The organism is Microbacterium sp. (genome assembly GCF_051860965.1).
Lineage (GTDB): Bacteria > Actinomycetota > Actinomycetes > Actinomycetales > Microbacteriaceae > Microbacterium.
Genome location: NZ_JBIMKU010000001.1, coordinates 653,328 through 679,382 on the forward strand (window position 1 = coordinate 653,328; position 26,055 = coordinate 679,382).

28 protein-coding genes are annotated in these 26,055 nt (G+C 69.5%); 20 read left to right on the plus strand and 8 right to left on the minus strand.

Going from position 1 to position 26,055, the window contains the following annotated elements:
• The first annotated feature begins 66 nt into the window (after positions 1-66).
• The 4 genes from ACTIFV_RS03060 to ACTIFV_RS03075 are packed head-to-tail and all read left to right on the plus strand — an operon-like array spanning position 67 to position 4,540.
• Positions 67-1,092, plus strand: a complete 1,026-nt coding sequence (locus tag ACTIFV_RS03060) for a carbohydrate ABC transporter permease (RefSeq protein ID WP_439591278.1) — start codon at positions 67-69, stop codon at positions 1,090-1,092.
• Complete coding sequence (locus tag ACTIFV_RS03065) at positions 1,089-2,006, plus strand: carbohydrate ABC transporter permease (RefSeq protein WP_439591279.1); 918 nt, start codon at positions 1,089-1,091, stop codon at positions 2,004-2,006. The genes ACTIFV_RS03060 and ACTIFV_RS03065 overlap by 4 nt, the downstream gene beginning before the upstream one ends.
• The gene (locus ACTIFV_RS03070) at positions 2,003-3,499 is read left to right on the plus strand and encodes a GH1 family beta-glucosidase (RefSeq protein WP_439591280.1); all 1,497 of its coding nucleotides are present in this window, start codon (positions 2,003-2,005) and stop codon (positions 3,497-3,499) included. The genes ACTIFV_RS03065 and ACTIFV_RS03070 overlap by 4 nt, the downstream gene beginning before the upstream one ends.
• 27 nt (positions 3,500-3,526) lie before the next feature.
• Positions 3,527-4,540: a LacI family DNA-binding transcriptional regulator gene (locus ACTIFV_RS03075; protein ID WP_439591281.1), complete on the plus strand. Its 1,014-nt coding sequence runs from the start codon at positions 3,527-3,529 to the stop codon at positions 4,538-4,540.
• 111 nt (positions 4,541-4,651) lie between these two features.
• Here the strand turns inward: ACTIFV_RS03075 and ACTIFV_RS03080 are convergent, their stop codons facing one another.
• Both ACTIFV_RS03080 and ACTIFV_RS03085 read right to left on the minus strand, forming a co-directional pair.
• Positions 4,652-5,521, minus strand: coding sequence for a VOC family protein (locus ACTIFV_RS03080; protein ID WP_439591282.1), 870 nt, complete (start codon positions 5,519-5,521; stop codon positions 4,652-4,654).
• Between the two features lie 83 nt (positions 5,522-5,604).
• Complete coding sequence (locus ACTIFV_RS03085; RefSeq protein ID WP_439591283.1) at positions 5,605-6,516, minus strand: phosphoribosylaminoimidazolesuccinocarboxamide synthase; 912 nt, start codon at positions 6,514-6,516, stop codon at positions 5,605-5,607.
• A gap of 75 nt (positions 6,517-6,591) precedes the next feature.
• On the opposite strand from ACTIFV_RS03085, the gene ACTIFV_RS03090 reads away from it, so the two are divergent.
• The 4 genes from ACTIFV_RS03090 to ACTIFV_RS03105 all read left to right on the plus strand — a co-directional run bounded on the left by ACTIFV_RS03090 (position 6,592) and on the right by ACTIFV_RS03105 (position 9,486).
• Positions 6,592-7,209 carry a PadR family transcriptional regulator gene (locus tag ACTIFV_RS03090; RefSeq protein WP_439591284.1) on the plus strand — a complete coding sequence of 206 codons (618 nt, stop codon included), beginning with the start codon at positions 6,592-6,594 and terminating at the stop codon, positions 7,207-7,209.
• Complete coding sequence (locus ACTIFV_RS03095) at positions 7,206-8,723, plus strand: DHA2 family efflux MFS transporter permease subunit (RefSeq protein ID WP_439591285.1); 1,518 nt, start codon at positions 7,206-7,208, stop codon at positions 8,721-8,723. The genes ACTIFV_RS03090 and ACTIFV_RS03095 overlap by 4 nt, the downstream gene beginning before the upstream one ends.
• Positions 8,724-8,813: 90 nt before the next feature.
• A complete protein-coding gene (locus tag ACTIFV_RS03100; RefSeq protein ID WP_439591286.1) occupies positions 8,814-8,972 on the plus strand; it encodes a hypothetical protein in 159 nt (52 codons plus the stop codon).
• 10 nt (positions 8,973-8,982) lie between these two features.
• Complete coding sequence (locus ACTIFV_RS03105) at positions 8,983-9,486, plus strand: hypothetical protein (protein WP_439591287.1); 504 nt, start codon at positions 8,983-8,985, stop codon at positions 9,484-9,486.
• Here ACTIFV_RS03105 and purD read toward each other — a convergent pair.
• The gene (purD, locus tag ACTIFV_RS03110; RefSeq protein ID WP_439591288.1) at positions 9,483-10,757 is read right to left on the minus strand and encodes a phosphoribosylamine--glycine ligase; all 1,275 of its coding nucleotides are present in this window, start codon (positions 10,755-10,757) and stop codon (positions 9,483-9,485) included. The genes ACTIFV_RS03105 and purD overlap by 4 nt on opposite strands.
• 138 nt (positions 10,758-10,895) lie before the next feature.
• On the opposite strand from purD, the gene ACTIFV_RS03115 reads away from it, so the two are divergent.
• Positions 10,896-11,249: a sterol carrier family protein gene (locus ACTIFV_RS03115; protein ID WP_439591289.1), complete on the plus strand. Its 354-nt coding sequence runs from the start codon at positions 10,896-10,898 to the stop codon at positions 11,247-11,249.
• A 26-nt stretch (positions 11,250-11,275) separates the two neighbouring features.
• Positions 11,276-11,629: a potassium transporter Trk gene (locus tag ACTIFV_RS03120; protein WP_439591290.1), complete on the plus strand. Its 354-nt coding sequence runs from the start codon at positions 11,276-11,278 to the stop codon at positions 11,627-11,629.
• Between the two features lie 3 nt (positions 11,630-11,632).
• On the opposite strand, the gene ACTIFV_RS03125 is transcribed toward ACTIFV_RS03120, so the two are convergent.
• Positions 11,633-12,244, minus strand: a complete 612-nt coding sequence (locus ACTIFV_RS03125) for a zinc-binding alcohol dehydrogenase (protein WP_439591291.1) — start codon at positions 12,242-12,244, stop codon at positions 11,633-11,635.
• A 271-nt stretch (positions 12,245-12,515) separates the two neighbouring features.
• Between ACTIFV_RS03125 and purM the strand changes: the two genes are divergently transcribed.
• Genes purM through ACTIFV_RS03140 form a run of 3 tightly spaced genes read left to right on the plus strand, consistent with a single transcriptional unit; the run spans position 12,516 to position 16,286 of the window.
• Positions 12,516-13,568, plus strand: a complete 1,053-nt coding sequence (gene purM / locus ACTIFV_RS03130; protein ID WP_439591394.1) for a phosphoribosylformylglycinamidine cyclo-ligase — start codon at positions 12,516-12,518, stop codon at positions 13,566-13,568.
• A 6-nt stretch (positions 13,569-13,574) separates the two neighbouring features.
• The gene (gene purF, locus ACTIFV_RS03135; RefSeq protein WP_439591292.1) at positions 13,575-15,035 is read left to right on the plus strand and encodes an amidophosphoribosyltransferase; all 1,461 of its coding nucleotides are present in this window, start codon (positions 13,575-13,577) and stop codon (positions 15,033-15,035) included.
• An 18-nt stretch (positions 15,036-15,053) separates the two neighbouring features.
• Entirely contained in the window at positions 15,054-16,286 is a 1,233-nt protein-coding gene (locus tag ACTIFV_RS03140) for an MFS transporter (RefSeq protein ID WP_439591293.1), read from the plus strand.
• A gap of 83 nt (positions 16,287-16,369) precedes the next feature.
• On the opposite strand, the gene ACTIFV_RS03145 is transcribed toward ACTIFV_RS03140, so the two are convergent.
• On the minus strand, positions 16,370-16,546 hold the full coding sequence (locus ACTIFV_RS03145) for a DUF3073 domain-containing protein (protein ID WP_439591294.1): 177 nt from the start codon (positions 16,544-16,546) through the stop codon (positions 16,370-16,372).
• A gap of 158 nt (positions 16,547-16,704) precedes the next feature.
• Between ACTIFV_RS03145 and ACTIFV_RS03150 the strand changes: the two genes are divergently transcribed.
• Positions 16,705-17,241 carry a universal stress protein gene (locus tag ACTIFV_RS03150; protein ID WP_439591295.1) on the plus strand — a complete coding sequence of 179 codons (537 nt, stop codon included), beginning with the start codon at positions 16,705-16,707 and terminating at the stop codon, positions 17,239-17,241.
• A 73-nt stretch (positions 17,242-17,314) separates the two neighbouring features.
• Here the strand turns inward: ACTIFV_RS03150 and ACTIFV_RS03155 are convergent, their stop codons facing one another.
• Together ACTIFV_RS03155 and ACTIFV_RS03160 are read right to left on the minus strand one after the other, a co-directional pair.
• Entirely contained in the window at positions 17,315-17,923 is a 609-nt protein-coding gene (locus ACTIFV_RS03155) for a PadR family transcriptional regulator (RefSeq protein WP_439591296.1), read from the minus strand.
• Positions 17,923-18,798 (minus strand): DUF4097 family beta strand repeat-containing protein, encoded by an 876-nt coding sequence (locus ACTIFV_RS03160; protein ID WP_439591297.1) that lies wholly within the window; start codon positions 18,796-18,798, stop codon positions 17,923-17,925. The genes ACTIFV_RS03155 and ACTIFV_RS03160 overlap by 1 nt, the downstream gene beginning before the upstream one ends.
• A 165-nt stretch (positions 18,799-18,963) precedes the next feature.
• Here ACTIFV_RS03160 and ACTIFV_RS03165 point away from each other — a divergent pair, with 165 nt between their 5' ends.
• Complete coding sequence (locus ACTIFV_RS03165) at positions 18,964-19,713, plus strand: MerR family transcriptional regulator (RefSeq protein WP_439591298.1); 750 nt, start codon at positions 18,964-18,966, stop codon at positions 19,711-19,713.
• Between the two features lie 87 nt (positions 19,714-19,800).
• Here ACTIFV_RS03165 and ACTIFV_RS03170 read toward each other — a convergent pair whose 3' ends face one another.
• Positions 19,801-19,965 (minus strand): hypothetical protein, encoded by a 165-nt coding sequence (locus ACTIFV_RS03170; RefSeq protein ID WP_439591299.1) that lies wholly within the window; start codon positions 19,963-19,965, stop codon positions 19,801-19,803.
• Positions 19,966-20,165: 200 nt separating this feature from the next.
• Here ACTIFV_RS03170 and ACTIFV_RS03175 point away from each other — a divergent pair, with 200 nt between their 5' ends.
• The 5 genes from ACTIFV_RS03175 to ACTIFV_RS03195 all read left to right on the plus strand — a co-directional run bounded on the left by ACTIFV_RS03175 (position 20,166) and on the right by ACTIFV_RS03195 (position 26,047).
• Positions 20,166-20,435: a DUF7218 family protein gene (locus tag ACTIFV_RS03175; RefSeq protein ID WP_439591300.1), complete on the plus strand. Its 270-nt coding sequence runs from the start codon at positions 20,166-20,168 to the stop codon at positions 20,433-20,435.
• 59 nt (positions 20,436-20,494) lie between these two features.
• Positions 20,495-21,466 (plus strand): DNA topoisomerase IB, encoded by a 972-nt coding sequence (locus ACTIFV_RS03180; protein ID WP_439591395.1) that lies wholly within the window; start codon positions 20,495-20,497, stop codon positions 21,464-21,466.
• A 65-nt stretch (positions 21,467-21,531) separates the two neighbouring features.
• On the plus strand, positions 21,532-21,909 hold the full coding sequence (locus ACTIFV_RS03185) for a fluoride efflux transporter FluC (protein ID WP_439591301.1): 378 nt from the start codon (positions 21,532-21,534) through the stop codon (positions 21,907-21,909).
• On the plus strand, positions 21,906-22,271 hold the full coding sequence (locus ACTIFV_RS03190; protein ID WP_439591302.1) for a fluoride efflux transporter FluC: 366 nt from the start codon (positions 21,906-21,908) through the stop codon (positions 22,269-22,271). The genes ACTIFV_RS03185 and ACTIFV_RS03190 overlap by 4 nt, the downstream gene beginning before the upstream one ends.
• Positions 22,272-22,387: 116 nt before the next feature.
• Positions 22,388-26,047: an efflux RND transporter permease subunit gene (locus ACTIFV_RS03195; protein WP_439591303.1), complete on the plus strand. Its 3,660-nt coding sequence runs from the start codon at positions 22,388-22,390 to the stop codon at positions 26,045-26,047.
• Positions 26,048-26,055 lie beyond the last annotated feature (8 nt).

Sequence of the window (26,055 nt, forward strand, 5' to 3'; positions counted from 1 at the left end):
GGGCCGCGCCACGCGGCGCAGCCCGCACCCTCGTTTCTGCCCCAACCATCAGATTCGGAGTTTCTCGTGACCGCGACCGATACCCGCGCGCAGACGAGCACACCCTCGTCACCGCCCCGTCAGACGCCGCCCCGACCCGGCCTGTCTTTCAAGAACAAGCTGAGCCGCTTCGACCTCCGGTTCTCGCCCTACTTCTACATCTCGCCGTTCTTCATCCTCTTCGCGATCGTCGGGCTCTTCCCCATCGCGTTCACCGCGGTGATCTCGTTCCAGGAGTGGGACCTCGTCCGCAACTCCGGCACGTTCGTGGGCCTGGACCAGTACATCTGGATCCTCAACGACCCCAAGTTCTGGACGGCTCTGCGCAACACCTTCAGCATCTTCCTGCTGTCATCGGTGCCGCAGCTGATCCTCGCGATCTTCATCGCCGCGATGCTCGACCGCAACATCCGCGCCAAGACCTTCTGGCGCATGAGCGTCCTGCTGCCGTTCGTCATGATGCCGGTCGCCGTCGCGCTCATCTTCAGCAACATGTTCGGCGACAACCACGGCCTCGTGAACAACATCCTCACCAACTTCGGACTCCAGCCCATCCCGTGGCACAAGGATCCGTTCTGGAGTCATATCGCGATCGCGACGATGGTGAACTTCCGCTGGACCGGCTACAACGCCCTGATCCTGCTCGCCGCGATGCAGGCCGTGCCCCGCGAGTACTACGAGGCGGCCACCGTCGACGGTGCCAACGCCTTCCGCCAGTTCTGGAGCATCACGCTTCCGTCGCTCAAGCCGACGCTCATCTTCGTGATCATCACCTCGACGATCGGCGGTCTGCAGATCTTCGACGAGCCGCGCATGTTCGACAACACCGGCCAGGGCGGTGCGGCGCAGCAGTGGCTGACGATCACCCTGTACCTGTACAACATCGGCTGGGGCGAGTTCAACTTCGGCCGCGCCGCGGCGCTCGCCTGGATCCTGTTCGCGATCATCCTCGTGATCGGTCTGATCAATCTGCTCATCACCCGTCGCCTGGTGCGCGATGAGGGGCGCCGGGGCGAGACATCCCGCGGTCGTCGGAAGGGAGTCAAGCGATGAGCGCCATCAGCACGCCACCGCTCGCCATCGTCGAGGAGAACATCCCCAACGAGAAGAAGCGCCGTCGCGGCGAGCGCACGACGAAGATCCGCGGCGTCCGCGCCGGAACGTGGGTCTACATCGGCCTCGGGGTCGTCGTCGTCTCGGCGATCTTCCCGTACTACTGGTCGTTCCTGATCGGGTCGGGGGATGCCTCGACCATCAACGATCCCGACATGTCGTGGCTCCCGGGCGGCAACTTCGTCGCCAATGCGCTGTCGGTCGTGAACGACCCGGCGGTGAACTTCTGGGTGGCGCTGTGGAACTCGATCTTCAGCTCGACGGTCATCGCGGCATCCGTCGTCGTCTTCTCGACCCTGGCCGGCTGGGCGTTCGCGAAGCTGCGGTTCCGTGGCGGCAAGTGGCTGCTCGCCTTCGTCGTCGCGACGATGGCGATCCCGATGCAGCTGGGTGTCGTTCCGTTGTACATCCTCTTCGCCGACCTCGGCTGGACCGGCAACATCGGCGCGGTCATCATCCCCGCTCTCACCAGCGCGTTCGGTGTGTTCTGGATGACGCAGTACTTGAGCCAGTCGGTCCCCGATGAGCTCATCGAAGCGGCCAGGGTCGACGGGGCCTCGATGTTCCGCACCTTCTGGACGGTCGGCGTCGTCGCTGCGCGGCCCGCCGCCGCGATGCTGTTCCTGTTCACCTTCGTGGGCGCCTGGAACCAGTTCTTCTGGCCGTTCATCGTGCTCGACCGACAGAGCCCCACCCTTCCGGTCGCGCTGTCGCTCCTGCAGTCGAACTACTTCGTGGACTACTCGATCGTGCTCGCGGGCGTGCTCCTGGCGACGATCCCGCTGCTGATCCTGTTCGCCTTCGCGGGCCGGCAGCTCGTGAGCGGCATCATGGCGGGAGCGGTGAAGGGATGACGATCGAGATCCAGAACACCGCCCTGCGCACAGCGAGCGCGGAGCGCCCGTTCCCCCAGGACTTCCTCTTCGGCGCGGCCACGGCCGCGTTCCAGATCGAGGGAGCCGCCTTCGAGGAGGGACGCACGGCATCCATCTGGGACGCCTTCGCGCGCGTCCCGGGTGCCGTCATCAACGCCGACAACGGCGATGTCGCGTGCGATCACTACCACCTGTATCGCGACGACGTCGCGCTCATGAAGCGCATGGGGCTGCAGACGTACCGCTTCTCGACGTCGTGGTCGCGCGTGCGTCCCGACGGCGGCGCGGTGAACGCGAAGGGACTCGACTTCTACGAGCGGCTCGTCGACGAGCTGCTGGATGCCGACATCCTGCCGTGGCTCACGCTCTATCACTGGGACCTCCCGCAGGCGCTGCAGGATCAGGGCGGCTGGGCGGTGCGATCGACCGCCGAGAAGTTCACCGAGTACGCGCTCACGATGCACGACGCCCTCGGCGATCGCGTCAAGGTGTGGACGACCCTGAACGAGCCCTGGTGCTCGTCGTTCCTCAGCTACACGGCGGGCATCCACGCTCCGGGGCACTACTCGATGGAGGAGGGGATGCTGGCATCCCACCACCTGCTCCTCGGCCATGGGCAGACCGTGACCGAGCTTCGCAAGCGCGACGCCTCGCTCGACCTCGGCATCACGCTCAACTTCACCGTCGCAGACCCCGCCGATCCGCGGAATCCGGCCGACGTCGATGCGGCGCGTCGACTCGACGGGCAGCACAACCGGTGGTTCCTCGACCCCGTGTTCCGCGGGGCGTACCCGGCCGACATCGTGGAGGACTTCCGCGCGGTCGATCCCGCCGCGACCGAGGCGTTCGAGGCGGCGGTCCTGTCCGGCGACCTCGCGGCGATCTCGGCGCACATCGACGCACTCGGCGTGAACTACTACCACGGCGACCTCGTGAGCGCCGCGGCGCCGGACGCGCTGCCGACCGGCGGCGACGCGCCGACGGACCGCCGTGGCGAGTCGCCGTTCCCGGCGGGGAGCGGCTACTCCAACGAGCGTGGACTCGATCGCACGTCGATGCACTGGGAGGTGCAGCCCGAGGGTCTCACCCGGCTGCTCCGCCGCGTGTCCGACGAGTACGCGGCTCGCGCCGGAACGGTGCTCTACGTGACCGAGAACGGCGCCGCGTACGACGACGAGGTCGTAGAGGTCGACGGCGAGACCCGCGTGCCCGATGCGGAACGCGTCGAGTTCCTGCGTGGTCACCTGGGCGCGATCCTGGATGCCGTCGACCAGGGCGTCGACGTGCGCGGATACTTCTACTGGTCGATGCTCGACAACTTCGAATGGGCCTGGGGCTACGAGAAGCGCTTCGGTATCGTTCGGGTGGATTACGACACGCAGGAGCGCACCGTCAAGGACAGTGGCCTCGAGTACGCGAGGATCATCGAGCAGCGTGCCCTGGGGACGGATGCCGCGGCCGTCGGTCGCTGAGATCCCGGCACGGAGAGGTTTACGAGGATGACCATAGACGCGGCGCGTGCCACCGTCACGATCGAAGAGGTCGCCGCCGCAGCGGGCGTCTCCCGATCGACGGTGTCGCGCGTCGTCAACGGCTCGACGGCGGTGAGCCCGGAGGCGCTCGAGTCGGTGAAGCGCGCGATCGACGAGCTGAACTACGTGCCCAACCGCGCGGCGCGTTCGCTCGCGAGCAGGCAGACGCACGCGATCGCGCTGATCGTGCCCGAGGACACGACGCGGTTCTTCGGCGATCCGTTCTTCGCGGCGATCGTGTCGGGCATCAACGCGCGGCTCGGTCGCTCCGACTACGTGCTGAACCTCTTCATCGCGAACGACGACCCGGGCGACAAGACGACCGCCTACGTGCGGTCCGGGGCCGTCGACGGCGCGATCGTCGTGTCTCACCACACGAGCGACCTCTTCATCGACCGGATCGCGCAGACGGTCCCCGTCGTCTACGGCGGCCGCCCGGTGCGCGAGCGCGAGCGCGACTATTACGTCGACGTCGACAACACCCGCGGCGCGCACGACGCGACGGTCTATCTCATCGAGCGCGGTCACCGCGACATCGCGACGATCTCGGGCCCGCTGACCATGCCCGCCGGCGTCGACCGCCTCGCGGGCTACCGCGAAGCCCTCGCCGCGTGGGGGCTCGCCGACGGCGCCATCGAGGACGGCAACTTCACGGCCGACGGCGGCGCGGCCGCGATGCGGCGCATCCTCGAGCGCGGACCCGTGCCCGACGCGATCTTCGTCGCGAGCGACCTCATGGCGCGCGGCGCGCTCACCGTTCTCGCCGCCGCGGGGCTGCGCGTCCCCGAGGACGTCGCCATCATCGGGTTCGACGATTCACCGGTCGCGACCTCGGTCTCGCCGCAGCTGACGACGATGCGACAGCCGTCGTTCGCCCAGGGGGAGCGCATGGCGAGCATCCTCCTCGATCTGCTCGCGGGCCAGCATCCACGTCACGTCACGATCCTCGAGACCGAGCTCGTCGTCCGCGAATCCGTCTAGGCGGTCCGCGAGCGCTGGGCTTGCCGTCGAGCGCACGGCCCCGTCACTGCGCCGACGTCGTGCACTCGCCGACGACCCGTGCCCTCGCCGGACGGCGTCTCCGTCTCCGCGCTAGGCGGACTCCGCGACCGTCGCGTTGAGCAGATTCGCCCACGGGTCGTCGAACGCGACCGTGCGGCCGTCGTCGCGCACGGCGATCCCGTGATCGCGCAGGCGCTCGCCGAGCGCACCGAGCGCATCGGCGTCGGGAAGCGCGAGGTCGACGCGGCCGAGGCCGAGCGCCGGCATCCGGGGTCCGGCTCCCCGGGAGTTCCAGACGTTCATCGCCATGTGGTGGTGGTAGCCGCCGGCGCTGACGAAGACGGCCTGGCTGCCGAGCGCCGCCGTCTCATCGAACCCGAGCGCGCCCACGTAGAAGTCGCGGGCTCGGGCGACGTCGCCGACCGAGAGGTGGACGTGGCCGACGGATGCCGCATCCCCCGCCGTGGAGCCGGCCGCCGCGTCCTCGGTCAGGTGCTCGCCGAGGAAGGCGTTCGGGTCGAGGTACAGGGTGGCCATCTCGATCTGCCCGTGCGTCCACGACCAGTCGGAGCGCGCGCGGTCCCAGTACAGCTCGATGCCGTTGCCCTCGGGATCGGTGAAGTAGAACGCCTGGCTCACGAGGTGGTCGGCGCTCCCCGTGAAGGTGCCCGGCGCGTGCCTGGCCACGCTGTAGAGCGCGGCCGCGAGGGCCGTCTGCGATTCGAAGAGGATCGCGGTGTGGAACAGGCCGGCTGAGCCGGGCGTCGCGTGCCGCAGAGCGGGCTCGTGGCGCAGGACCACGATCGGCCGCCCCGCGCGACCCAGAGTGACGGTGTCGCCCGCGGCGGACAGCACCTCGAGGGTCACGACGTCGCGGTAGTAGCGCGTCATCCCGTCGAGATCGCCGACCAGGAGCGTCACGGCACCCATCGCGGTGTCGGCGGCGAGCTTTTCATTCATGCGAATGAGAACGTCCTCTCCCGTCTCGTCATTCCTCGTCGCTCTTCGCGGAGTCATCCGACGACCGGCGACGCGAGGGCACGCTACGCCCCCGTCAGCCGCTCGAGCAGCTCGCGGTAGCGGTCGGCGGTGCGCTCGACGATCCCGGACGGAAGCTCGGGTGGCGTGCCCCGCTTGTCCCAGTTCGCGGCGAGCCAGTCGCGCACGATCTGCTTGTCGAAGCTCGCCATGCGCTCGGCAGGGCTCGTGCCGGATCGCCAGGCCGCGGCATCCCAGTACCGCGACGAATCGCTCGTGAGCACTTCGTCGGCGAGTGTCATGACGCCGTCGTCGTCGACCCCGAACTCGAACTTCGTGTCCGCGAGGATCAGCCCCTTCGCCTCGGCCGTGCGCGCCGCGCGATCGTAGATCTCGAGCGAGAGGTCGCGCAGCAGCTCTGCCTTCTCGGCGCCGACGAGCTCGACGGTCTGGTCGAACGAGATGTTCTCGTCGTGCTCGCCCAGGGGCGCCTTGTACGCGGGGGTGAAGATGGGCGCCGGAAGGCGATCGCCGTTCGAAAGGCCGTCGGGAAGCCGGATGCCGCACACCGTGCCGCTCGCGGTGTACTCCGCCCAGCCCGAGCCGGTGAGATAGCCGCGCACGACGCACTCGACCGGCTGCATGTCGAGGCTCTTCACGAGCATCGCGCGGCCGACGACCTCGGCGGGGATGAGCTCGCCGCCGTCGATCGTGTGATCGGGGGCGAGATGGTTCGGGATGCTGCGCCCTCCCTCGGTCGAGGCCAGGAGATCGAACCACCACAGGCTCAGGGTCGTGAGCAGCACGCCCTTGTCGGGGATGCCGGGCGAGAGCACGTGATCGAACGCCGAGACGCGGTCGCTCGCGACGACGAGCATCCGGCCGGTCAGAGCCGGGTCGAGCGGCTCGTAGAGATCGCGCACCTTGCCGGAGTAGACGTGGTTCCAGCCGGGCAGCGAGGTCGAGGCATCCGTCACCCGCCCATCATCCCAGACGACGAAGCGACGACTGCGGGTGTATAGTCCATCTGGACTAATCGAGATGGAGTGATCGTGAAGGATGCCGTGGATCGCCTGACCCCGCTGGGGCTCATGGTGCTCGCGCTGCTCGCCGAAGGCGACATGCACCCGTACGAGATCATCCGGCTCATGCGCATCCGCAAGGACGACCGGCTCGTCACGATCACCAACGGCACGCTCTATCACACGGTCTCGCGGCTCGAGAAGGCGGGCCTGGTCACCGAGGTCGGCGTGGATCGGGACGGCAATCGACCCGAGCGGACGACCTACTCGGTGACGGATGCCGGAACCCGCGCCGTCGGCGAGTGGGTGCGCCGCGAGCTCGTGCGGGTCGATCGGCCGGCCGAGTTCCGCATCGCACTCGCCGAAGCCCACAACCTCGACCGGGCCGAGGCGGTCGACCTGCTGACGGAGCGCCGCGTCGCCCTCGCCGCGCAGCGGGACCTCCACGAGAACGGACTCCGCGGCGCGATCGCCAAGGGCGTCCCCCACCAGTACCTGATCGAGCTCGAGCGGGAGGGGGCGCTCCTGCGCACCGATCTCGACTGGCTCGATCGCATCATCGCGCGCATCGCCGGCGAGGAGTTCCCGTGGGGGACCCACGAGCCGACCGAGCGCTACCTCGAACAGCGAAAGGCCGCACGGCAATGACCGAACAGCACACCCGGGCCGAGGCATCCGCCACCGTCGCCCCGACCCGCAGCCCGTGGCCCGCCCTGTGGGCGCTCGTCATCGGGTTCTTCATGATCCTCGTCGACACGACGATCGTCTCGGTCGCGAACCCCGCGATCAAGGCGGCGCTCGATCCGAACACGAGCAACCTCGACAACGTCGTGTGGGTGACCTCCGCCTACCTGCTCGCGTACGCGGTGCCGCTGCTCATCACGGGACGCCTCGGCGACCGCTTCGGCCCGAAGCGCATCTACCTCATCGGGCTCGTGATCTTCACGGCCGCATCGCTGTGGTGCGGCCTCTCGGGCACGCTCGAGATGCTCATCATCGCCCGCGCGGTGCAGGGTCTCGGCGCCGCGCTCATGACGCCGCAGACGATGGCCGTCATCACCCGCACCTTCCCGCCGAACCGCCGCGGTGCGGCCATGGGCCTGTGGGGTGCGACCGCCGGTGTCGCGACGCTCGTCGGTCCGCTCGCCGGCGGACTCCTCGTGGACGGGCTCGGGTGGGAGTGGATCTTCTTCATCAACGTGCCTGTCGGTGTCATCGCGTTCGTCCTCGCGCTGATCCTCGTGCCGAACCTCGAGACGCACCCGCATCGCTTCGACATCCTCGGCGTCGTGCTGAGCGCCGCCGGGCTGTTCCTCATCGTGTTCGGCCTGCAGGAGGGCCAGCACTTCGACTGGGCTCCCTGGGTGTGGGGCATGATCGTGGCCGGCATCGTCGTCATGGGCGTCTTCATCTGGACGCAGGCGCGCACCAAGAGCGAGCCGCTCGTGCCGCTGCCGCTGTTCCAGGACCGCAACTTCGCCGTCTCGAACCTCGCGATCGCGACGGTCGGCTTCGCGGTGACGAGCATGTCGCTGCCGCTCATGTTCTTCATCCAGCTCGCGCGGGGGCTCACCCCGACCGAGTCGGCACTGCTGCTCATCCCGATGGCGCTGCTGACCGGCGTGCTCGCGCCGTTCGCGGGACGCCTGCTCGACCGCACCGATCCGCGGTTCCTGCTCGTGCCCGGACTCGTGCTCTTCACGGCATCCCTCCTCTGGTACGCCGCGCTCATGAACGTCGACACCCCGATCTGGATGTTCCTGCTGCCCTCGGCCCTCATGGGCATCGGCAGCGCCGGCATGTGGGGTCCCCTCGCGACGACCGCGACCCGCAACCTCCCGGTGCACCAGGCCGGCGCCGGCGCGGGCATCTACAACACGACCCGCACCGTCGGCTCGGTCATCGGCTCCGCCGCGATCGCGGCGTTCATGCAGGCGCGCCTCGAGGCGAACCTGCCCGGCGCAGCCGACGCGGGCGGCGACTTCGGCTCGGGCGGCGCGCTGCCCGAGGTCGTGGTCGACGGCTTCTCGAACGCCATGGCTCAGGCGATCCTGCTGCCGGCGGCGGTCATGCTGATCGGCATCATCGCGGTGCTCTTCCTGCGTCGACCCAAGCCGCAGGCGAACGACTGGACGGCAGCACGCGAGACATCCAAGGCGTGACGCCGGTGGGAGCGGGAGGCGCCGCCTAACGACGGTGCGAGCGCGTGTCAAGGCGTCGACAGCGTGCGGTGCACGGAGTGGGATGGACGCATGCCCGCTCTCCTCATCATCCTGATCGTCGTCGGCATCGTGTGCCTGCTGCTCGGTGTCTTCGTCGAGGCCGTGAAGTTCCTGCTCTGGCTCGGCATCGTGATCCTCGTGATCGCCGTCATCGCCTGGCTCATGAGGTTCATCCGTCGCCAGACGTGAGGGGCGAGGGATGCCGATCTCCCGCGCCCGCCTCGTCTCGATCGCTCTGCTCGCCGCCGCCGGCGTGGCCTTGACGGGCTGTGCGGCGGGCGATGGAGAGACCGCGCCGACGGCGACATCGTCCACACCCGCCGCGTCGCAGGAGGTCGCATCGCCGGCGCCGTCCGCCACGCTCGACGTCCCCGAGACGCTGCCCGGGGAGATCGCTCGCGCGGTCTTCCTCATCGACGGCGGTGAGGGCGGCACCCCGGAGACCAGCTACATCGCGACGGATCTTGTCCAGATGGATGTGCCGTTCTCCGTCACGGGCGAGTGCATCGGCGACAGCGTGGACTACGAGGTCGTGCGCGCCGCCGTCGGCGACAGCGGCGGAGTCCTCGTCTCAGGGACCATCGAGTGCGGCGCGACGAACTCGAGCGGCTCGTTCTCGGCGCCCTACGCCGGGCCGGTGCAGCTCATGCTGAAGGACACCGACCACGTCTCGCAGGCCTGGGTCGTCGTGGTGCCGGGCTAGAGGCCTTCGTCGACCTTCGCCGCGATGTCGGTGCGGAAGCGCGCGCCCTCGAGACCGAGCTCGCCGAGTGCGCGATAGGCCCGCTCGCGCGCAGCGCGGAACGTCGTGGCCACGGCGACGACGTTGAGCACGCGGCCGCCCGTCGCGACCAGTCCGGCATCGTGCTCGGCGGTGGCCGCGTGAGCGAGGTGCACGCCCTCGACGGCGGATGCGGCATCCACCCCCATCAATGCGCGTCCCGTCACGGGGGACTCCGGGTAGCCGTCGCTCGCGAGCACGACGGTCACGGCGACGTCCTCGGCGAAGGCGGGGCGAGGCAGGTCTTCGAGGTGCCCGGAGGACGCCGCGAGCAGCAGCTCGGACAGCGGATCGATGAGACGCGGGAGTACGACCTGCGTCTCGGGGTCGCCGAAGCGCGCGTTGAACTCGATGACCTTGACGCCCTGCTCCGTGAGGATGAGGCCGGCGTAGAGGAGACCGATGAACGGCGTGCCCTCGGCATCCAGCTGACGGATGACGGGCTCGGCGACCTCGGTCGTCACGAGGTCGACGAAGGCGGCTTCGCTGCCGAAGCGGCTGTCGAGCCAGGGGAGCGGCGAGTAGGCGCCCATGCCGCCCGTGTTCGGTCCCTCGTCGCCGTCGCGCAGGCGCTTGAAGTCCTGGGCCGGGCTGAGCGGGAGCACGTGGTCGCCGTCGCTCAGGAAGAAGAGCGACACCTCCGGGCCGTCGAGGAACTCCTCGACGAGGACGGAGCCGACAGCGAGATAGGTCTCGGCGTGCGCGAGCGCCGCATCGCGGTCGGACGTCACGATGACGCCCTTGCCCGCGGCGAGGCCGTCGGCCTTGACGACGTGCGGAGCGCCGAACCGGTCGAGCGCGGCCTCGACCTCTTCGCGGGTCTGCGCGCGCACGGCTCCGCCGGTCGGCACCCCCGCGGCATCCATGATCCGCTTCGCGAACGCCTTCGATCCTTCGAGCTGCGCGGCTGCCCTGCCGGGTCCGAAGACCGGGATGCCGCGGGTGCGCAGCGCATCCGCGACGCCCGCGACGAGCGGGGCCTCGGGGCCGATGACCACGAGGTCGACCGACTCGGTGCCGGCGAAGTCCGCGACGGCGACGGGGTCGTTCGCATCGAGGTCGACGATCGTCGCGTCGCGCGCGATACCGGCGTTGCCGGGCGCGGCGAGGATCTCGTGCGGGGCATCCTCCGACCGCAGCGCGAGGATGATGGCGTGCTCGCGCGCGCCCGAGCCGAGGACCAGGATTCTCACCCGGCCAGCCTATCCGTGCCGGTCCCCGCGGCTCGGCGTGCACAACGTCGGCGATCCGAAGTCAGCTGGCTCTGTGCAGAGCGACCGGATCGTTCCCCGCACGATCTGCCGACGTTGTGCACGGCGTAGCGTGGAGCCGTGCCCAAGAAGATCCTGACCGGCGAGGGGCGCGCCGCGCTCGCCGCGGTGCGTGCCGGCGCTCCGGCCCGGAGCGAGCTCGCGACAGCCGTGCGCTACCTGCTGCAGCTGCTCGTCGAGAAGGCGCCCGGCGGCAGCGTCGAGGTGCGCGTGCCGCCCTTCGGCGCCGTGCAGGTGATCGAGGGGCCGCGGCACACGCGCGGCACGCCTCCGAACGTCGTCGAGATGGCTCCCGAGACGTGGATCGCCGTCGCGACGGGCGAGGAGCAGTGGATGGATGCCGCGGCCGCGGGCCGCATCATCGCCTCGGGTGTGCGCTCCGACGTCTCGGATCTTCTTCCGCTGCGGCCATGACGGCGCCACGGTGGGAGAATGGTCACATGGCCGACCAGGCACCCGCCCCCGAAGAACCCGCCACTCGCGCAGAGGACCGCATCGAGTCCGTCCGCGTGCGGCGGGCGCCGAAGATCTCGGTCTTCCTCGCGCTCGGTGCGGGCGTCGGCATCCTCGTCGCCCTGATCCTGACCTTCTCCTTCGGCGGGGCCTCCGATGTGAGTCCCAATACGGGCCTCGTCTACACGCAGGGTCAGGTCTTCGGGTTCCTCGCTCTCATCTGCATCACCGCCGGCGTCGCGCTCGGAGCGGTCGTCGCGCTGATCCTCGACCGCCGCTCGTCGAAGCACACCCGCGAAGTGCGCGCCGATCACGAGTCGGTGCACACCGACGAGCCGTAGCCCCTACGCCAGCTCGGCGATGATCGGGTGGATGGCCGCGTCGAACGCGACGACATCCCCTCGCAGCCCGTCGGTCACGGCGATCGTGAGGGCGCCGATCCACCACACGCCTCGCTGGGTCAGGGGCAGGATCTGCACGTTGAGCTCGAACGAGTGCGCGCGCCGGCCGACCTGGCGCTCGTGCTCGGCGATGGCGCTCGCATAGGCCCGATATGCGGTTCCCGTGTTCGATCCGGCGTCGCGGCGATAGCGCGCGTGCGTCGACTGCGCGAACGCGACGGCCTCAGCGCCGTGCGGGGTCGCGGCGGCACGCAGTTCGTCGGCGCCCTCGATCGGCAGTGCGAGCAGCGTCGCGAAGCCGTCGACGAGGTCGAGCGGCACGGGCGAGGGGTGGGTGAGCGGCTCGACGGTCATGTCCCAGTACGTCCGCCACTGGACCTCGAGGGCCTCCTGCGCGGCGGGCGTGCGGTCGTTGGCGCGCGGGGGGATGCCGCGCAGATGCGGCAGCTCCTCGGCGACGCGCAGCCCCAGCACCTGACGCAGGTACAGGGCGAGCAGAACGGGCTGACCCGCGTCCTCGCGGACCAGCCACTCCGGATTTCCGGTGCCGCCCATACCTGAAGTGTAGAGCGGGCGTGCGACCTGCGTCGGGAGGCCCGTGCTCCCGTATCTCCGCGGCGATCTGCACATTCACAGGCGTGAGCGTGGCCGAGAGATCGCGCTCCCGCCGCTCGACGCCGTGGGCAGACGGATGCCGCAGCCGAGCGGCGGGCACGCGGCATCCGTCCAGGGATCCCGCCGGTAGGCTGGGGGCGTGGCCTCCCCCACCAATCCCTACACCGAAGCCGGCGTCGACACGGCTGCCGGTGATCTCGCCGTCGAACTCATGAAGTCGGCCGTGCGTCGTACGCACGGTCCCGAGGTGCTCGGAGGAGTCGGCGGCTTCGCCGGACTCTTCGATGCATCCGTCTTCAAGAGCTATGCCAAGCCGCTCCTCGCGACCAGCACCGACGGCGTCGGCACGAAGGTCGCGATCGCGCAGGCGATCGACAAGCACGACTCGATCGGCCTCGACCTGGTCGGCATGGTCGTCGACGACATCGTCGTGGTGGGCGCGAAGCCCCTCTTCATGACCGACTACATCGCATGCGGCAAGGTCTTCCCCGAACGCATCGCCGACATCGTGCGCGGTATCGCACAGGGCTGCGCCGAGACCGGCACGGCGCTCGTCGGCGGCGAGACCGCGGAGCACCCCGGTCTCCTCGGCGTCAACGACTACGACGTCGCGGGCGCCGCGACCGGTGTCGTCGAAGCCGGTGCCGTGCTCGGCGCCGAGCGCGTGCAGGACGGCGACGTCGTGCTGGCGCTGGCCTCCAGCGGCCTGCACTCCAACGGCTACTCGCTCGTGCGCCACATCGTCGCCGGCGCCGGCATCCAGTACGGCGATCGCGCCCCCGACCTCGGCAGCCACGGCACGACGTGGGGCGAGGCGCTCCTCGAGCCGACGCGCCTCTACACCTCGCCGCTGCTGCGTCTGATCTCGCAGTTCGGCGGAGCCGTGCACTCCCTCAGCCACGTCACGGGCGGCGGGATCGCCGCCAACCTCGCGCGCGTGCTCCCGCAGGGCACATGGGTCGACGTGGACCGCTCGACCTGGTCGCCGCCGCCGGTCTTCCGCGTCCTGGCCGACCTCGGCGGGCTCGCCCTCGAGAGCGCCGAAGGCACCTGGAACCTCGGGATCGGGTTCCTCGCGGTCGTGGCTGCCGAGAAGGCCGACGCCGCGGCATCCGCCCTCGCGCAGGACGGCATCGCGACGTGGCCCGTCGGGGTCGTGCGCCGCGGTGCGCGCCCCGAGGGCGACTACGAACAGGGCGCCAAGGGCGTCGACGGCGGGGCGGTCCGCCTCGTCGGCACCTACAGCAGCGACGGAGCCGAGTAACACCCCATGTGCGGAATCATCGGGATGGTCGGGCGCGGAAACGTCAACCAGGAGATCTACGACTCGCTCGCACTCCTGCAGCACCGCGGTCAGGACTCCACCGGTATCGCGACCGCCGAGGCCAGCGGCGTGTTCCACATCTCGAAGGCGAAGGGCCAGGTGCGCGAGGCGTTCCGCACGCGGGACATGCGGGCCCTCATGGGCGAGATCGGCCTCGGTCACGTCCGATACGCCACGCAGGGCACGGCATCCAACGAAGAAGAGGCGCAGCCCTTCTACGTGAACGCTCCGTACGGCATCGTGCTCGTGCACAACGGCAATCTCACGAACACGCGCGAGCTGACGCAGGAGCTCTTCCACAAGGACCGCCGGCACCTCAACACGTCGAGCGACACCGAGCTGCTCGTGAACGTGCTCGCGAACGAGCTCCAGGCATCCATCTCCGGCGTCGAGCTGGCCGCGGACGAGATCTTCCAGGCCGTCGAGCGCGTGCACGAGCGCGTCGAGGGATCTTATGCGGCGATCGCGCTCATCGCGGGCTACGGGCTGCTCGCCTTCCGCGACCCGTTCGGCATCCGCCCGCTCATCCTCGGCACGCGCAAGGCCGCCGACGGCTCGTACGAGTGGGTCGTGGCATCCGAGTCCCTCGTCCTCGAGAACGGCGAGTTCGAGGTCGTCCGCGACGTCATGCCGGGTGAGGCCGTCTTCATCGATCTCGACGGCCACCTGCACACGAAGCAGTGCGCGACCGATCCCAAGCTCATCCCGTGCTCGTTCGAGTACGTCTACCTCGCGCGCCCCGACTCGGTCATGAACGGCATCTCGGTCTACGAGGCCCGCCTGCGCATGGGCGACCGGCTCGCCGACACGATCGCGAAGTACACGCCCAAGGGCACGATCGACGTCGTGATGCCGATCCCCGACTCCTCCCGGCCGGCTGCCATGCAGGTCGCGCGCAAGCTCGGCATCGAGTACCGCGAGGGCTTCTACAAGAACCGCTACGTCGGCCGCACGTTCATCATGCCCGGCCAGGCCGTGCGCAAGAAGAGCGTGCGCCAGAAGCTCAACGCGATGTCGAGCGAGTTCAAGGGCAAGAACGTGCTGCTCATCGACGACTCGATCGTGCGGGGGACGACCTCCAAGCAGATCATCCAGATGGCGCGGGATGCCGGGGCCAAGAGCGTGACGTTCGCCTCCGCCGCGCCGCCCGTCCGCTACCCGCACGTCTACGGCATCAACATGCCGTCGCGGCACGAGCTCGTCGCGCACGGGCGCACGATCCCCGAGATCGCCCAGGAGCTCGGCGCGGACTACATGGTCTACCAGGAGGTCGCCGATCTCAAGGCCGCGATCCTCGAGGGCTCCGATGTCGACGATCTCGACATGAGCTGCTTCGACGGGCGCTACGTCACCGGCACCGTGAGCGACGAGTACCTCGCCTGGGTCGAGGGCTCCCAGCAATCCTGACGCCACTACTGTGGTGAGGTGAGCTCCACCCCTGCGCGTCCGCTGTGGCAGGGTCGATCCCTCGCGGTCGTCGGGATCGTGCTGTTCGCGTTCTCACTGCGGTCGGCCGTGGCATCCCTCTCTCCCGTGCTCGTCGAGATCTCGGCCGACTTCGCCGTGCCGGCGGCCGTCGTCGGGCTCATCGGCACGGCTCCGCCGGTCTGCTACGCCGTCTTCGGCATCCTGACGCCGGCGCTGGAGAGGCGGTTCGGACTCGAGCGTCTCGCCCTCGCGGCGATGGGCGTCGCCGCGCTCGGACTGATCGCGCGCGGTTTCGCGGTGGACGCGTTCACGCTCCTCGGGGCGACCGCTCTCATCTTCGCCGCCGTCGGCGTGGGCAACATCCTGCTGCCGCCGCTCGTGAAGAAGTACTTCCCCGATCGCATCGGCCTCATGACGACGATCTACTCCACGACGATGGCGGTATCGACCCTTCTGCCGCCGCTCGTCGCGGTGCCGGTGGCGGATGCCTCATCCTGGCGCGTCTCGCTGGGTCTGTGGGCGGTCTTCGCCGTCGTCGCGATGATCCCCTGGGTCACGCTGCTCGCGCGCGCGAGGGAGAGCGAGGGAGCGGACGTCGACATCGAGACGGCCAACCCTCATGTGCTCGGGCGGCTCTGGCGCCTGCCGCTCGTGTGGGCGCTCGTCGTCGGATTCGCCATGTCGGGCGCGATCGCATACACCTCTTTCGCATGGCTGCCGAAGATCCTGATCGACATCGCGGGGATCACTCCGGCTGCGGCCGGCGCGCTGCTGTCGCTCTTCGCGGCGATGGGGCTCCCGGCGTCGGCCCTCGTCCCGGTGCTGGTGGTGCGGTACAACGCGACGCTCGCCGTGATCGGCGTCGCCGTGGTCGCCGGGTTCGCGGGGATCGCGGGGCTCCTCTTCGCGCCCCAGGTCGCGCCGTGGCTGTGGGTCGCACTGCTCGGAACCGCGCCGCTGCTCTTCCCGCTGACGCTCGTGCTGCTGGGCCTGCGCACGCGCACGCACGAGGGTGCGGTCGCGCTCAGCGGGTTCGTGCAGAGCGTGGGCTACGCGATCGTGGCGCTCTTCCCCGTCGGCATCGGCATCCTGCACGACCGGACGGGCTCATGGACCGGTCCGCTCATCGCGCTGGCGTTCGTCGTGGCAGCGGCGATCCCGGCGGGGTTCGTCGTCGCGCGACGACGCACCATCGAAGACGAGTGGGAGCGCCGCCACGGATCGTGGTGATCACGCCCGTCCGTGTGCTCGAGGCATCCTGAAGACGCACGCCGGGGATGCGGCGGGGTGCTCGTGAAGCGCGAGGGAAGGCGTCAGGCCTTCTCGTCCTCGAGCTCGTCGGCGTACTGGTCGGCCCACTTGTCGACGTATTCGTCGTCGGTCGGGTGACCCAGCTCACGCTCCAGAGCGTGATAGTTCACGCTCGGGCTGTAAGACTTGAGTTCACGGGCGATCTTCGTGTTCTTCGCCTTCTGACGGCCACGCCCCATATGCGAGACCCCCTCATTTCTGAGTGGCGGGCTGCTGCGGGCGCCCGCTCGATGTCGTCCGGCTTCGAGGCCGGTAAGAGTAGCATTCAGGATAACACGGAGCCTTCGGACCCCGGCCGCTCCGGCAGTCGGCGCGCGGCGCGGAGAGGCGAGACGCAATGAGTGACCAGGCAGCCGTAGATCCCACGGAAGAGGCGGATGCCGCACGCGGCGCCGTCATCGTCGGGACCATTCCCGGGCAGTCCTCTCGTGTGCTCGCAGAGGCGGCGAAGTACGCCGAGCTCTTCCACGCGCATCTGCTCGTCGTGCACGTCGACGTCACGCGGTTCGTGACCTACGAAGACCCCGACGGCTACGTGCATTCGGCTCCCATCGACCTCGACGTCACGTCGGGGGAGGGAGCGCTCGCCGATGTCACGTCCGCTGCCACCGCCGTCCTCGACGGCCGCTCGGTCGCGTGGAGCGTGCGCCAGCTCGTAGGCGACCCCGCGCTCGCGCTGAAGCATCTGGCCGAGCAGGTCGAGGCCCGGCTGATCGTCGTCGGCACGCGTCGGCGCGGCATCGGCGAGTCGATCCGCGAGTTCTTCACGGGTTCGGTGGCCGCGCGGCTCGCGCATCGCCAGCACCGGCCGATCCTCGTCGTGCCGCTCGGCGAGCCCGTGCCCGACGACGAGGACGTCTGGCCCGTCGCTTAGCCGACTCCCGGCCGGCCGTACGGACCGCGACGACCGCCAGGGCCCTCGCGGTCCGGGACCCCCCGTCCAGGCCTCAGCGCTGGAGGGTGCGGGTGAGGTTGCGCGCGGTCTCGTCGAGCGTGCGCTCGAGATCGTCGACGATGGACGCCGCGAGCTCGCCGCCGCGCGCGACATAGCTGCGGAGGTCGCTGCGGATGCGGGCGCGGAACTCGCTCACGAGCGCGTCGGCGCGGTGCAGCTGCTCGCGGCTGCGGGCACGCGCGTCGTCGGACTCGGTGGTCGCACGTGCTTCGACCCGCTCGCTGCGGCTCGCCGCGGCGAGATCGGCGCGCAGGCTCTTCATGGCCTCGCGCACGCTTCCGCGCACCTCGTCGGCGATGAGCCGCACGCTGTCGGTGAGCCCGGCCTCGATCCCCTCGAGATCGCCCTGGCGGGCGGCGACTTCGGCCCGACCGGCCCCGGTGATCTCGTAGACGGTCTTGCGGCCGTCGACCGCCTTGGTCACAAGCCCCTCCTCCTCGAGCTTCGACAGACGCGGATACACCGTGCCCGCACTCGGCGTGTACGTGCCACCGGTGCGATCCGAGAGCGCCTGCATGATGTCGTACCCGTGTCGCGGGCCCTCATCGAGCAGATTCAGCAGGTACAGGCGGAGGTCGCCGTGCGAGAAGACGGGGCTCATCACCACTCCTCGTCGTCGACGCCGGCGACGGCCTCGGGGGCTGCCGCGGCATCCACTGTCACCGCACGCCGCAGGACGGTCACGTCACCCGACACGGAGTTCGCGCGCACGTCGACGAAGCTGCCGCTGAGCTCGCCGATCGAGCCGGTGAAGTTGGTGGTGGGGCCCGCTCCATTGCCGGAGCGCACGACGCTGTCGATCTGCACCGTGCCGCTGACACTGCGCACGACGTAGTTGGCCGGCAGACCCTCGTCGAGCCGGATCGTCGCGCTGCCGCTCACGGTGTTGAGGTTGATCGCGCGGATCGGGCCGGTGGAGTCGACGACCATGGCCCCCGACACGGTGTCGATCGTCGCCTTGGTGAGCGCGCCCGTCGCTGCGACATCGCCCGAGACGCTGTTCGCCGACAGGGAGCCCTGCAGCTCGCGCACCTGGACGTCGCCCGAGACCGCGTTCAGCGTCAGACTGCCGGCGATCCCGTCGACGATGAGGTCGCCGGAGACGGTGTTGAGTCGGGCGTCGTTGCGGATGCCCGACACGAGCGCGCTCGCCGACACGACACCGAGCGTCAGGGCGATGTCACGCGGGACCGCGACGCTGATCTCGGCCTTGGGGCCGCCGGCGCCGAAGTTGCGGAACACCTCGAGGAAGTTGTCCCAGCGCAGCTGCGGGTGGTCGATCTCGACGGCGTCGCCGGTCACCTCGATGCGGAGGTCCTTCACGGTCACGCCGTGCACCTCGATGCGCATGCCGGGCTCGTCGTGAGCGACCACGTCGATCTGGCCGCCGACGAGGCCCACCTTGAGCGACGTCGCCGCCTCGATGTCGATGACGCGGGTTTCTCCGGGGTGGATGATCCACTTCTCGAAGGTCATTTTCTCCTCCTGCATGAGTTCTCAGTCGCGATATATCGCGTTGAAGAGAAGATAACACGATATATCGCGAGTGCGCAACGGCGCCGCGCGATCTCTCAGCTTTCCCTCTTGACCTTGACGTTACGTCAACCTTTAACGTGGTCATCGACACGAAGGGAGACGGAAATGGAGTGGTCGATCCAGCAGATCGCCAAACTCGCGGGGACGACGAGCCGCACGCTGCGGCACTACGACGACATCGGCTTGCTGCCGCCGTCCCGCGTCGCGTCCAACGGGTACCGGCACTACGACGAGGCTGCGCTCCTGCGCCTGCAGCGGATCCTGCTGCTGCGCGAGCTCGGTCTAGGACTCCCGCAGATCTCCGGTGTCGTCGACCGCGAAGAGCGCGAAGAGACCGCTCTCGAAGGCCACCTCGCGTGGTTGCGCGAGGAGCAGAGCCGGCTGGCGCGCCAGATCGCGTCGGTCGAGTCCACCATCACGGCACTGAGAGGAGGTGAACGACTCATGGCAGAGAAGATGTTCGACGGCTTCGACCACACCCGCTACCGGGATGAGGTCGAAGAGCGTTGGGGGAAGGACGCCTATGCGTCCGGCGACGCCTGGTGGCGGGGTATGAGCCCTGACGAGAAGGCGACGTGGAAGCGGCGCACGGCGCAGCTCGCGAGCGACTGGAGCGCGGCGGCCGAGCGGGGTATCGACCCCGCGGGCGACGAAGCGCGGCAGCTCGCCCAGCGACACGTCGAGTGGCTCGCGGGCGTGCCCGGCACGCCCGCAGGCGACGACGTGAAGGGCTACGTCATCGGGCTCGGCGAGATGTACGTCGCCGACCCGCGCTTCGGTGCGAACTACGGCGGACAGGCGGGCGCCGAGTTCGTGCGCGACGCGCTGCGTGCGTACGCGGAGGCGAGCCTCTAGGCACGGAAAGAACGGATGCCGTGACCAGCGCGGTCACGGCATCCGTTCGATGGGGGGATTCGTCCGACGGCTGACGCCGCCGGAAGATCAGGTGCGGCGGCTGCCGCTGATCAGGCGGAAGAGCAGCGCGATGAGGGCGATGACGCCCACGATCAGGGCGACCCACAGAAGCCACTGCAGCGCGGATCCCATTCCTCCGACGATGGCGAGCACGATTGCGACCACGATGATGATGATCAGCGCGATGTTCATGAGGTTCTCCTTCTCTGTCCGGCGCGAGGCGAACGCCCCGGTGTGCCTCGTGGGCACGTGAACACGCTCCCACCATCGGCCCATCAGTGCGAGGGGTTGCGCCTTTCGGCTCCGCGGTGCTAGCGGATCCGGCGACGCTGTCAAGCCCTACCCGCGACCTCACAGGCATCTCTACGGTCGATAGCGACGAAGGGGGAGCCATGCCCGCTGGACGGGGATCCAACAGCCTCAAGGACCCGAGTCTCTACGAGGAGCTCAGAGATCAGGGCGCTTCGAAGGAGAAGGCGGCGCGCATCTCCAATGCGATCGCCCGCGACGGGGCGAAGGCCGTCGGGCATCGCGGCGGCACGGCCGGCGACTACGAGGACTGGACGGTCCCTGAGCTGCGCACGCGCGCGAAGGAGCTCGGCATCTCCGGCTTCTCGGGCAAGCGCAAGGCGGAGCTCATCACGATGCTCCGGAACCACTGAGCCGCCTCGGCTCCGGTCTCGTCCGCGTCACGCCGGGCGACGATCCGGGGCTTCGTCGCATCCGATCCGGCAAGGGCTTCCGCTACGAGAACCCGATGGGGAGCACGGCGTCCGACGACGATCGCGAGCGCATCTCGGCGCTCGTCATCCCGCCCGCCTGGACCGACGTCTGGATCAGCATCGAGCCGCTCGGCCACATCCAGGCGGTGGGAACCGACGAAGCGGGCCGCCGCCAGTACCTCTACCACCCGCTCTGGCGGGAGCGTCGCGACAAGGGCAAGTTCACCCGTGCGCTCGCACTCGCCGAGGCCCTGCCGAGCGCGCGTCGACAGGTCACGAAGAGCATGCGCAGAGCCGACCTCGATCGCGAGAAGGTGCTCGCGGTGTCCTTCCGGCTTCTGGACTCGGCCGCGCCCCGCATCGGGTCGACGAGGTACCTCGAGCGACACGGCAGTCGTGGGCTCACGACGCTGGAGAGACGGGACGCCGCGGTCGAGGCATCCATGGTCACCCTCTCGTTCCCCGGCAAGAGCGGCAAGCGCGCGCTCCTCCAGGTCGACGACGAGGACCTTGCGGCTGTCATCGCGGATCTCGTGCAGGGCCGGCCGCGCTCATCGCTGCTCGCGTACCGCAAGGGCAACCGCCGCGTGCCGCTGAAGCCCTCGGAGGTCAACGATCACGTGCGCTCCCTCACGGGTGGCGCGTTCACGGCCAAGGACTTCCGCACCTTGCGAGGCACGATCGTCGCGGCGGAGTCCCTCGCACGCATCGGCACGGTCGACACAGAGCGCGATCGCAGGTCGGCCGAGCGGCTCGCGGTGCGCGCGGCGTCGGAGGCCCTGGGCAATACGCCCTCGGTCGCGCGCGCGAGCTACATCGATCCGAGGGTGTTCGCGCGGTACGCCCGCGGAGAGCTGATCGATCTCGACCTGTCGCCGGAATCGGGCATCCGGTCGCTGCTGGGCGGCGAGAAGGCGCGACGCGGCGATCGCAGCAAGAGCAGGCGCGCGCGAAAGGGAGGGCGAGGCTGAAGCGGAGGATGGATGCCGCGCAAACGCCCCCCGCTCTCGCGTCCTCGCGCCGCTAGCCTGAGTCCGTGTCACGGACCGCGTTCTCCTGGCCGCACCTCGGCCTGATCGCCGCGGGCGGCGCGGTCGGCACGGCGCTGCGCGCCGGGATCATCGCGCTCGGGGATCCTTCGTGGGCGTGGCTCAGCATCCCGCTCATCAACATCGTCGGCGCCTTCGGACTCGGAATCGTCACCGGGCTGGCCGTGCGGATGGGAGACGTGCCGCGCTCCCGAGCGCTACGCCAGTTCTTCGGCGCGGGCGTCATGGGGGGCTTCACGACCTACAGCACCTTCGCGGTGCAGTCGGTCGACGCTTTCTCGCTGCTCCTCGCGCTCGCCACCGTGGTGGCGGGCACGCTCGCCGCGTGGGGCGGCCTGGTGCTCGGGCGGCGGTCCCGATCATGACGCCGCTGCTGTTCCTGGCCGTCGCCCTCGCCGGAGGCGTCGGTGCCGGGCTCCGGTACCTCGTCGACGTCCGGACGTCGCTCGCCGTCGGCGCGCGGTTCCCCTGGGGGATCCTCGTCGTCAACATCTCTGGGTCGTTCGCACTCGGCGTCGTCGCGGGATCGGCTCCCGGCACCCCGCTCGCGTGGATCGTCGGCGTCGGGCTGCTCGGCGGCTACACCACCTTCAGCTCGGTCGCCGTGACGACCGTGGTGCTCGCCGAGGAGCCGCAGCCGCGCGCCGCCGTCGCTAACGCGGTCGGCACCCTCGTCGCGACGATCGCCGCCGCCGGACTCGGTCTCCTGCTCGGCGGGGCATTGTAGGCGAGGGCACAGGAACCCGCGTGGAATACTGAGAGCCGATACATTCTCGTATCGGCGCGGACGGTCCACACAGCACCGAGCCGGCCGCGGCACCCTTCATCACTGCAGAGGCAACCGTGTCGAACCTCGCCGTCCTGAGCCTGCGCAACCGCGCGCTCATCGCCCTCATCACGATCGTGGCAGCGATCTTCGGCGGGCTCGCGCTCACGAACCTCAAGCAGGAGCTCATCCCGTCGATCGAGTTCCCCGCGCTCATCGTCGTCTCGACCTATCCGGGCGCGTCGCCCGAGGTCGTCAACAACGACGTGTCGGGGCCGATCGAGGCCGCGATCCAGGGCGTGCCCGGACTCGAGTCGAGCACGGCGACGAGCACCACGAACGCCTCGATCGTGCAGGCGTCGTTCGCGTACGGCACCGACCTCGCGACGGCCGAGCAGAAGATGACTCAGGCGATCAACCGCATCTCATCGCAGCTCCCCGACGGCGTCGACCCGAACGTGCTCTCGGCGAGTATCGACGACTTCCCCGTCATCCAGGTCGCCGTCACGGGCTACGACGACGCGGAGACCGTCCAGGCGCAGCTCGAGGCATCCGTCATCCCCGATCTGGAAGACGTCGACGGCGTCAATGCCGCCCAGATCGTCGGCGGCGTCGGCCAGCGCATCACGATCACCCCCGACCAGGAGGCCCTGGCCGCCGCGGGGTACACGCAGCAGGCGATCCGCGATGCCCTCGACCAGAACGGCGTGCTCTTCCCCGGTGGTGAGATCACCGAGAACGACGAGACGCTCACCGTGCAGACCGGAACGAAGATCACCTCGGTCGACGAGCTCTCGGCACTGCCGCTCGTGCCGTCGGACGCGACGCAGTTCCAGGCCGGCGCTCTCACGATCGCCGACGTCGCGACGGTCGAGCAGACGCAGGACCCCATCACATCGATCTCGCGTGTGGACGGCGAGCCGGCGCTCACGATCGCGGTCACGAAGCTGCCGTCGGCCAACACGGTGGATGTCTCGAAGGGCGTCATCGCGGTCCTCCCCGACCTCGAGAGGAGCCTCGACGGCGCCACCTTCACGATCGTCTTCGACCAGGCGCCCTACATCCAGCAGTCGATCGAGACTCTCGCCGTCGAGGGCATGCTCGGGCTCTTCTTCGCCGTCCTGGTCATCCTGCTCTTCCTCATGTCGGTGCGCTCGACCCTCGTCACGGCGATCTCGATCCCCACGAGCGTGCTCATCACCTTCATCGGCATCCAGGCGTTCGGGTACTCGCTCAACATCCTGACCCTCGGCGCCCTCACGATCGCGATCGGCCGCGTCGTTGACGACTCGATCGTCGTGATCGAGAACATCAAACGCCACTACGTCGGCGATGCCGACAAGAAGGCCTCGATCCTGCTCGCCGTGCGCGAGGTGGCGACGGCGATCACGTCGTCCACGATCACGACGGTCGCGGTGTTCCTGCCCATCGCCTTCGTCGGCGACATCACGGGCGAGCTGTTCCGCCCCTTCGCGCTCACGATCACGATCGCGATGGTCGCCTCGCTCCTCGTGTCGCTCACGATCGTGCCCGTGCTGGCCTATTGGTTCCTGCGGCCGGGCAAGCAGCTGCGGGATGCCGAGGGCCGCGCGATCGACCCCGAGGACGAGAAGGCACCGCCGTCGCGTCTGCAGAAGGCCTACCTGCCGATCCTGCGCTGGACTCTCAAGCACTCGTTCGTGACGCTGCTGCTCGCGGTGCTCGTGCTCGGCGGCACGATCCTCGCGGCTCCGTTCATGAAGACGAACTTCCTCGGCGATTCGGGGCAGAACACGTTCACCATGACCCAGACGATCGGCGCGGCCCCGAGCCTCGAGGCGGAGTCGGCCGCGGCCGAGACCGTCGAAAACGCGCTCCGGGACGTGCCCGGCATCGAGACCGTGCAGGTCTCGATCGGGTCGAGCGGCTCCGCCCTGCGCGACGCGTTCTCGGGCGGCGGCAGCGGCATCACGTACTCGATCACGACCGACGCCGACGCCGATCAGGTGCAGGTGCGCGAAGACGTGCAGACCGCCGTCGCCGATCTCGACGACGTGGGCACGATCACGATCGCCGCATCCGGAGGCGGCTTCGGCTCGACCGACATCGCGATCGACGTGACGGCTCCCGACTCGAAGGCGCTGCAGGATGCGACGGACGCCGTGGTCGACGCCGTGACGGGCGCAGACGGTGTGGGTCAGGTGTCGAGCAACCTCTCGGCATCCCTCCCCTTCATCTCGGTCGCGGTCGACCGCGAGAAGGCTGCATCGCTGGGCCTGTCGGAGGTCGCTGTCGGCGCGCTCGTGTCGAACACGATGCAGCCGCAGCGCATCGGCACGGTGGAGATCGACGACACGGGCCTCACCGTCTACCTCGCGGCATCCCAGACGCCCGCGACCATCGACGAGCTGAGCGAGCTCACGGTGCCGTCCGCCACGGGTCCGATCCCGCTATCGGACGTCGCCACCGTCGAGGAGAGCGAGGGCCCGACCTCGATCACGACCGAGCGCGGTCAGCGCACGGCGACGGTGACGGTCACGCCGTCGTCCGACAACCTCCAGGCCACGACGGCCTCGGTGACGACCGCGCTCGAGGACGCCGACCTGCCCTCGTCGGCCGACGCGTCGCTCGGCGGTGTCGTGACGCAGCAGGCCGATGCGTTCTCGCAGCTCGGACTCGCGCTGCTCGCGGCCATCCTCATCGTGTACATCGTCATGGTGGCGACCTTCAAGTCGCTCCGCCAGCCGCTCCTGCTGCTCGTCTCGGTGCCGTTCGCGGCGACCGGCGCGATCCTGCTGCAGATCGCGACGGGCGTGCCGCTCGGCGTCGCTTCGCTCATCGGCGTGCTGATGCTGATCGGCATCGTCGTGACGAACGCCATCGTGCTCGTCGATCTCGTGAACCAGTACCGCCTCAAGGGACTGTCGGCGCACGATGCGACGATCGCCGGAGGCTCGCGTCGACTGCGGCCGATCCTCATGACCGCGCTCGCGACGATCTTCGCCCTCACCCCGATGGCGCTCGGCATCACCGGCCACGGCGGCTTCATCTCGCAGCCGCTGGCCATCGTCGTGATCGGCGGCCTCGTGTCGTCGACGGTGCTCACGCTGCTCGTGCTTCCCACGCTCTACAACCTGGTCGAGGGTGCGAAGGAGCGTCGCGCGGCACGTCGTGCCGCGAAGGCCGGCGTGACGCTCGAGTCGGATGCCTCCTCCTCCGTCGAGGCGGCGGCCCCGGTGCCCGAGACCCGTCGCGAGCGTCGCCAGCGCGAGGCCGCTCTCGCGACCGGCACGGTCCTCGTGGCGGAGGCGCCGACTGTCGTCGAGGAGACCGACGCCTCGCCCGCCGAGCCTCCCGTGTCCGACGATCGGTCATCCGTCGTCGAGCCGGAGCCGGAGTCAGCCGAGCCGGAACAGGGGGCCGTCGAGCCGGAGCCGGAGTCCGCCGAGTGGGCCGAGCGGCCCGACGCCGACGGATCCGCGACGGATGCGGCGGCCGTCGGCGACGACTCGACCGAGGCGCTGTATGCCGGAGACCCTGAGCCGGCCGAGGCGGAGAACCCGACGGTCGATGCCGCGTCGCCGCAGAGCATCGAGTCGTCGGATACGGCAGGGTTCGAAGGCGACGACGTGGCCACCGGAGACGGCTCGCACGAGGCGGCGGCCGCCGCCGCGCCGGGTGAGGACGAGCAGTCCTCGCCGCTCGACGAGGCGCCCGAGGGCGATCCCGAAGCGGACGAGCGCCGCGACGACGCCTGAGCGGAGCG